The organism is Microcoleus sp. Pol12B5, from assembly GCF_036701335.1.
GTDB lineage: Bacteria > Cyanobacteriota > Cyanobacteriia > Cyanobacteriales > Microcoleaceae > Microcoleus.
Window position 1 is genome coordinate 1 of record NZ_JAUBQQ010000057.1, and the last position, 7,461, is coordinate 7,461.

Here is a 7,461-nt window from a genome sequence, read left to right on the forward strand (position 1 = left end):
CCTCAAAACTTGGCTGTGCTCAGACGGATGGCCCTTAATGCCCTCAACCTGTGAAACCACCCTACCGCGTAGCTTGAGACAAAAAAGGAACCGGCCAGCCATGAGTGATGAGTACATGATGCTTATTATCAAATCCTTGTGTCAAGTCTGATTGAGATGCTCTTACCCTGATATCAAACAGCGATTGCAATTGCTTTTTTAGTCATGAACCTCGTTGCGGGATTAAGGAGGTTATTGTGCCTTTTTTTGTGTCAAACTTTATTAATAATACCACTTCTCCCAAAATATGCTACAATAGCAATTCTAGCAAAAGAACGATTGTATGAAAGTAAATTACCAAGAAAGAATTAAAGATACTGCGACCGAATTAAAAATAATTATGTCACAGCAACGAACTGTAACTAACAGACAAAGAATTCAGGCACTTTATTTGTTAAAATCTGGGTCGAGCCCGAGTATCGAGCGAGGTCGCTGAACTTTTAGGGGTACATAGAATCACCGTACAAAGATAGTTAAAGCAATATAATGATGGCGGTCTGTCATCATTATTAAAGCTGCGTCGCTCGACTGGGAGACCCCGAGTAATTCCCTTAGAAGTAATAGCAGGAGTCTCGAGAAAAATTAGTGAGGAATCCTGCGAGTTTAAGAGTTACAAAGAAATTGCGAAATGGGTGGAAGATAACTATCAAGTATCCGTCAAATATCAAACTTTACATAAGCAACTGTACTATCGCATGAAAGCCAAGTTAAAAGTACCAAGGCGTTTGAGTAACAAAAAGATCCGGCGGCAGCAATCGAGTTTAAAAAAAACTAGAAAAATTGCTGAAACGTTTCTTATGGTTGGAGTCCACTACCCCTAATCCAGCAAAAAGCGGTCTCAAATATTGGTGTCAAGATGAAACTATAATCGGCTTAAAAACGATTGAAAGGAAAAAAATTACAGCCCGTGGAGTCAAACCAATAGGTAAAGTTCAATGGAATTTTAAAGCTTACTATTTGTATGGGGCGGTTGCCCCTCAAACCGGATAAAGTTTCTGGTTAGAGTTTTCACATCTTGACGGTCAATGTTTTCAGATATTCCTAGATAACCTAGCAGCAGAATATCCGGAGCATTTAAATGTTGTGGAACTGGATAATGGTAAGTTTCATCATAGTAGGCAGCTCAAAATCCCCGATAATATTTTACTGCTTTTTCAACTACCATACAGTCCTGAATTGAATCCTATCGAGAGAGTATGGCAATATATAAAACAACAATTAATTTGGGAACTTTATGACAACTTAGATGAAATCAAAGAAAAAGTTCGCACTTTTCTTGAAGAATTTTCAAGTGAAAAAATCGCATCTATCACGGGATGGGATTATATTCTATCGGCACTAACTACGCTCTGCATAATTTTGGAGAAGTGGTATTAACCATTATGGGTACGCAGTGAGGAATGCAAGTCCTCATACAATTCTGACGACGAAGGCCCTCACTACGAACCAATCTTATGGCGGTTGTTCTAGCGGACAGAATATAAGTTTTTCTCCCAAATTCGCAAAGGGCGGATTTTTTTGTATTAGGAATTGCAGCAAATATTGCGGGTGAAACCCGCGTCTACAACCACTGACTAAAAACTAAATAATTTAGCTATGAACAGTACCGTCGGGTAAGATTGTACCTGTTAATGTAGTCCGGGTAAGTTTGACCATAACTCGATCGCCGTAACCGATTTTCGCTCCTGTTAAGTCAGCACCGCTCAAGTCAGCACCGCTCAAATCGGCTCCGATTAAGTTGGTTTCTCTCAAGTTGGCATTGATCAAACAAGCTCCTAACAAATTAGCCCGGAACAAGTTAGCTTGATGCAAATTCGCGCCTGTGAGATTGACGTTGTGTAGAAAAGCATCACTTAAGTCGGCTTCACTCAGGTTTGCATTGCTCAAGTTTCTCCCTGAAAAATCCTTTTCTTTTAAGGAAGCTCCTTTGAAGTTGGAACCGCTCAAATCGGGAGCTTGCGGCCCAGCTTGGCGGTAAGACTGAGATGGCGGTGGCTGCGATTGGTAGCGGGACGCCTCTGAATAGGGCCCTGCAGGGTTTCCCCCATAGTTTCCCGCATAATTTCCAGGATATTTTCCTGAAGAGGGTTCAGAAGAGTACCGCGGTTCTTTTGGGTTGGCCGGTGGTGGCTGGGTGTTTTGGTGCTGGGTGTTTGGATACTGAGTATTTCTGTACTGAGCGTTTTGTTGCTGGGTAGTTTGTTGCTGAGCGTTTTGGTACTGAGTGTTTTGTTGCTGAGTGTTTCTGTACTGAGTATTTTGTTGCTGAGCGTTTTGGTACTGAGTGTTTTGTTGCTGAGTGTTTCTGTACTGAGTATTTTGTTGCTGAGCGTTTTGTTGCTGGGTAGTTTGTTGCTGAGTGTTTCTGTACTGAGCGTTTTGTTGCTGGGTAGTTTGTTGTTGAGTGTTTCTGTACTGAGCGTTTTGTTGCTGGGTAGTTTGTTGCTGAGTGTTTCTGTACTGAGCGTTTTGTTGCTGAGTATTTTGTTGCTGGGTATGTTTGTGCTGGGTGTTTTGTTGCTGGGTGTGTTTGTGCTGAGTATGTTTGTGCTGAACGTTCTGATTCTGACCTCTTGGTTGAATCGATCGCAATTGTTCGCGAGCTTGATTAATTTCCTTAATCTTCTCTTCAGCTTTCTGTAGTAGTCTGGGATTGTCTTTGGGGATGCGATCGGGGTGCCAAATGAACGCTAAATCCTTGTAGGCTTGGCTAATTTCTTCTCTGGAAGCTCCCGGCAACAGTCCCAGCACTTTATAGTATTGGTCGAGGTCGTTCATTGTACCACCTTTCGCTTTAAGAAATTAGAAATTAAAAATTAAGATCGGAGCAAAAGCCGTTCTCAAAGCTTGCGTGTCCGATCGTACATTAGATGAACAATAACTCAGCTAAGCCGCTGCTGGCAAAAAGTCTCGAATTCGCTGCAAGTATGTTGCGGCATCCTCCAGCATCGGAAAGTGAGCCGTATTCGGAATTATAACAAATTCTACTTTTTTGCTGAGGGAGGCTGCTTGCTCTCCCATGACGGCGGGGATAATTTGGTCAAATTCTCCGGCAATAAGCAGTGTTGGCACACTCAGCCGCGCAAATTCTTGGGGCATTTCCTCGGCTGCTCTTTTGCTGACTGCCGTCACCATTGTACCTATAGCAGCTTCCTCGTCTGCCATTAAAAAATCCTTGAGAAACGCCAGACTGACCTCTGTGGGCAGGGAACGGCGCAAAAACCGAGCCATAAATAGCCGATCGGCAAACGGGATGGATGCCAGCCAAGAGGGTCTAAATTTTACCACATAGCCACCGAATTTGTGAAAAGTTGTAAAAGATTTTTCATCGTATTCAAAAATCCCGCTGCAAGTGAGAATTGCTTTTTCTACTTTTTCGGGGTAAAGGTTGAGAAATAAAGTAGCAATTGATGCACCTGTGGAGTGAGCATTGAGAAAGACGCGGCTTAAATTCAGAGATTCTAATAATTCAGCTAAATCGCGGGCGTAGGTTTCGAGTTCGTAGCTGGACTCAGGAGGCTCTTTCGGCAAAGGCGATCGACCAAAACCTCTCATATCGTAAAGCAAACAATCAAAATCATCAGCAATAGCCCGGGCCGTGCTTTCCCAGTAGCGCGCTGAACCCGCCCAGCCGTGCAGAAATACCATCACTGGTTTCCCGCTAGGTTGGGCCGTGTTATCTGCTGTTATCCACTCGTAATAATGTTCTACACCGCGAATTGAAATGAAAGACATGATATTGATTTGGGATTCTTAGATTTTAGATTTTAGATTTTAACTCATAATTGTTCAGTAAATGCCCAAATTCCCGACTTCTTAAAAAAAAAGTCAGGAATCTCAAGACTATATCCATCAAAAAACTCTGCGTTAACCTGCGTCAATCCGCCCACATTTGCGGTCAAAAATCACCCACATAAAAACTAATCATAGATATTAAGCAGCAGAAGCAGCCAGCCAAAATAAACCATCTACCAAAAGCGTGCTTAACACAGCTCCGCTGAAAGCGCGCCAGTGCAGTTGCGTGCCGCGCAAACTCAGCAAACCGACTGTTAGCAACACAGCGATTAAAACTAAAGCGCAACCTATGCCCCAAGGAGTTTCGATTTGACCGATCGCACTTTGAAAAATCGGCATTGCTAATTCCGGTTCCGCGTGCATCACTTGCCGCCAGTAGGGCATCAACCCTGTTAAGTAAAAATATAAATCAGTAATGGCAGTACCCAATAGGGAACCCAAGTAAAAATAGCCGCCAACTTTTCCCCAAGATTTGCCTAAGCACCAAATAGCAAAAGGCAAGCCAATTGACTCTATAGGTAGATGTAAAATTGGTTCCCATCTGAACCAGCCCCAATAGATAGAACCTGCCAGCCAGCATCCGGCAAATCCTAATAATAAATCTCCCCAAAGTTGTGTTTTGGGGCGGAAAATTAAAATTAAACTCAGAACGAACCAGGGGATAGTTGATAGCAAACTGATGGTTGGATATAAACGCACTAATGGTGCTTGCACGAAGACTGGAATTGAGACTAAAAATGCTGAGGCGCTAAATATTAACCACGGTTTGATGCTGTTTGTTGTGGCTGAAGTGACAGAATTGTCGAGGCGGGCGATGGTGGCAATAGGTGCGATCGCTGATGATACTAAATTAAGATTAAACAACTGATTGGACTCCGTATTGTTTCAATAGGTGGACTAAAAATTTTGCTGCAGTTGTGGGTGCGACAGTCTCAATCCCGGCAGCGGTTTGGCTGACGTGCCAGCCTTTTGCCGTTTGGGGAGCTCGCCATAAATCCAAATGTTCGATCGCGGGATCTGCATAAAAGCTTTCTCCACCGCCACCGAGAATTGCCGAACTCCAGTGCGTAAAGCGATCGTGGCTGATTCGGTGGATGGGAAAATTGCCCGCCAGAGGTACTCCCCAACCGTCTAAGGCAAAAAATGCCCCGACTTTGCCGCCGAGTTGCTGCCACATCCAAGCCGCCCCGATCGTCCCGGCTACTCCTGCCGAAAAGCTGACAAATACTAGACTTTCTCCTGCTAAGTCTTCGCTACACAAAAAGTGCAATATGTCAATAGCTGAAAAAGGCGGATATTTATGAGCGGGAAAAATCTTGACACGATCGACTATTTGCTGGTTTTGCCGATCGGCTGCCAGTCCCCAAAGCCCCGAAAGTCCCGTCAGGAAACAGTCGGTTAGCTTTGGTTCGTGGACTCCGGGGCAAATTACCAGTCTCATAGTTCGTCAAGAAAGTTAATATAGTTCGCAACATAACTTTATCATATAGCTACTATATCATATACTACCCCTGGGGATAGGGTGTTAAACTTATAATAGGGTCAAGTTTGAAGAGTATCCCCCCAAGTTAAATGCTGGGAACGCTCCAAACCGCATTAATCTGAGGCAAAGGGAGGGAGTCTTAAGAAAAAATGAAACTTATCCCCCCCCGCCCCATCTCCTGTCAAGCTTAGCAAAGGCTGATTCTAGTTTTAAGCTGTTCTGTATTTAGATTTAACTTTTCCGGCGGCGTCGAAGCTGACCCCACAAAAGCTTAAAGAAACAGGATTGTGAAAATTAGAGGCCTGCCAGCTTAGCTGCCCTACGAATTTCGGGTCAGGGTCAAAAAACCGACTTAGGACTGATGCTCATCAATCCGGTTTCTAGGATAAATAAGAGGTTTGACCGGGAAGTATGGGCGCAGCAATCGGGAATCAGCCCCCCGCGCGCAACCGTCGTGCGATCGCACACAATGAAAAATCTCCGATTCCCCCTTCATCCTGTCTGGATCTCTTAGAATAAATAAAATTGAGGAATACAAAGTGGTTGCTTCTCCAGAAAAAATCGAGTACAAAACATCTGCAGCACCCGCAAGTAACGATCGCGTTGCTGTATTGCTGATGGGTTATGGCGAAGTCGAAAGCTACGACGATTTTGCCAACTACAACGAACAAGCTTTAAATTTGCTTACGGCAAAGTTTGCGCCAGTACCGCTTTGGATTTATCCGCCGCTGGCGAAGATTTTAGCAATCTTTGACTTGCACGAGTGGAGTCACCAACACGGTCAATTCGTTTCGCCGCACAATGCAATTTTTGAACAGCAGCGCGCTGGGATTGAAAAGAATTTACAGGAGAAATGGGGCGATAAAGTAAAAGTGTTCAAAGCTTTTAACTTTTGCGCGCCGTTTTTGCCGGAACAAGTAATCCCTCAAATTCAAGCAGAAGGATTTGACAAAATTCTGATTTATCCGCTGTTGGTAGTTGATTCTGTTTTCACCAGCGGCATTGCAGTCGAACAGGTGAATAAAGCTTTAGCACAAACCTTTGATGGTAAGGAACATTGGGTAAAAGGACAGCGCTACATTCCTTCTTTTTACGATGAACCTGCTTACATCCAGCTAATGGCGGATTTGGTTGAAGAGGAAATTAAGAACGATTTAGCTGTAGCGCATTTGCCTTCTCAGATTGGGATTGTGCTGATGAATCACGGTTGTCCGCACAAGGCGAAGGGCTTTACTTCGGGAATTGTGGAAAGTCAAGCTTTGTACGATCGCGTGCGGGAACGTTTGATGTATCGCTATCCTTTGATTTCGGTGGGTTGGCTGAATCACGACACACCCCTGATTGAATGGACGCAGCCGGATGCGACGTTGGCTGCGAAGAATTTGATTGATTTGGGTGCAACTGCGATCGTCTTTATGCCGATCGGATTTGCGACAGAAAATCACGAAACTTTGTTAGATGTAGACCACATTATTGAGTCTTTGCAGAAACAGCGTCAAGGAGTTACTTACCGCAAATTGCCTTGCGTGAATGACCATCCAGAGTTTCTGAAAATGGCCGCTGAGTGGGCAAATCCGCAGATTGAAGCGTTGTTGAGTGAGACTGCGGTTGCTGTTAATCCGAGTTTGGCTGCGGCGCAACGCGAGCACAGTCATTCTCATGAAGGGCACGGTCATTCTCATGGCGGGCACGGGCATTCTCATGGTGATCACGGGCATTCTCATGGTGATCACGGGCATTCTCATGGTGGGCACGGGCATTCTCACGGGCACGGGCACAGTCATTAATTAATTGAGTTAAAACGTTGATCGCCCCTTGCTTTTTTTAGAGAAGGGGCGATTTTTTTTCGTTGAGCATCCCTACCTGTAGCGAACTGCAAACAGCTAGGTAATGACCAGTATTCGATTGCCGATTACGATGACCCGCTTGTCTTGAGGATTAGCAGCTACTGGTGTTGAACTATTAAGTTTATAGGGCTTACCAACATCGCTGCCGTTAATGTCATGAGCAAAAACGCTGCCATCATCAGTAATGACCAGTATTCGATTGCCCATTACGAGGACATGGTTGTCTTGAGGATTAGCAGCTACTGGTGTTGAACTATTAAGTTTATAGGGCTTACCAACATCGCTGCCGTTAATGTC

At 44.4% G+C, this 7,461-nt stretch carries 6 protein-coding genes and 1 pseudogene; 2 read left to right on the forward strand and 5 right to left on the reverse strand.

Annotation, left to right across the window (positions count from 1 at the left end; translation table 11 throughout):
- Nucleotides 1–1,068: 1,068 nt before the first annotated feature.
- Nucleotides 1,069–1,416 (forward strand): annotated as a pseudogene (locus tag QUA24_RS20355) (transposase); the annotation flags it as partial.
- A 213-nt stretch (nt 1,417–1,629) separates the two neighbouring features.
- On the opposite strand, the gene QUA24_RS20360 reads toward QUA24_RS20355, so the two are convergent.
- From QUA24_RS20360 to QUA24_RS20375, 4 genes are all read right to left on the reverse strand, one after another.
- Nucleotides 1,630–2,817, reverse strand: coding sequence for a pentapeptide repeat-containing protein (locus QUA24_RS20360; protein WP_333231632.1), 1,188 nt, complete (start codon nt 2,815–2,817; stop codon nt 1,630–1,632).
- A 108-nt stretch (nt 2,818–2,925) separates the two neighbouring features.
- A complete protein-coding gene (locus QUA24_RS20365; RefSeq protein ID WP_333231634.1) occupies nt 2,926–3,774 on the reverse strand; it encodes an alpha/beta hydrolase in 849 nt (282 codons plus the stop codon).
- A 198-nt stretch (nt 3,775–3,972) separates the two neighbouring features.
- The gene (locus tag QUA24_RS20370) at nt 3,973–4,698 is read right to left on the reverse strand and encodes a DUF3120 domain-containing protein (RefSeq protein WP_333231636.1); all 726 of its coding nucleotides are present in this window, start codon (nt 4,696–4,698) and stop codon (nt 3,973–3,975) included.
- Nucleotides 4,691–5,275 (reverse strand): hypothetical protein, encoded by a 585-nt coding sequence (locus QUA24_RS20375; protein WP_333231638.1) that lies wholly within the window; start codon nt 5,273–5,275, stop codon nt 4,691–4,693. The genes QUA24_RS20370 and QUA24_RS20375 overlap by 8 nt, the downstream gene beginning before the upstream one ends.
- A gap of 581 nt (nt 5,276–5,856) precedes the next feature.
- On the opposite strand from QUA24_RS20375, the gene QUA24_RS20380 reads away from it, so the two are divergent.
- Nucleotides 5,857–7,104 carry a ferrochelatase gene (locus QUA24_RS20380; protein ID WP_333231640.1) on the forward strand — a complete coding sequence of 416 codons (1,248 nt, stop codon included), beginning with the start codon at nt 5,857–5,859 and terminating at the stop codon, nt 7,102–7,104.
- Between the two features lie 96 nt (nt 7,105–7,200).
- On the opposite strand, the gene QUA24_RS20385 is transcribed toward QUA24_RS20380, so the two are convergent.
- On the reverse strand, nt 7,201–7,461 hold a 261-nt coding region (locus QUA24_RS20385; protein WP_333231642.1), incomplete at its 5' end, for a hypothetical protein.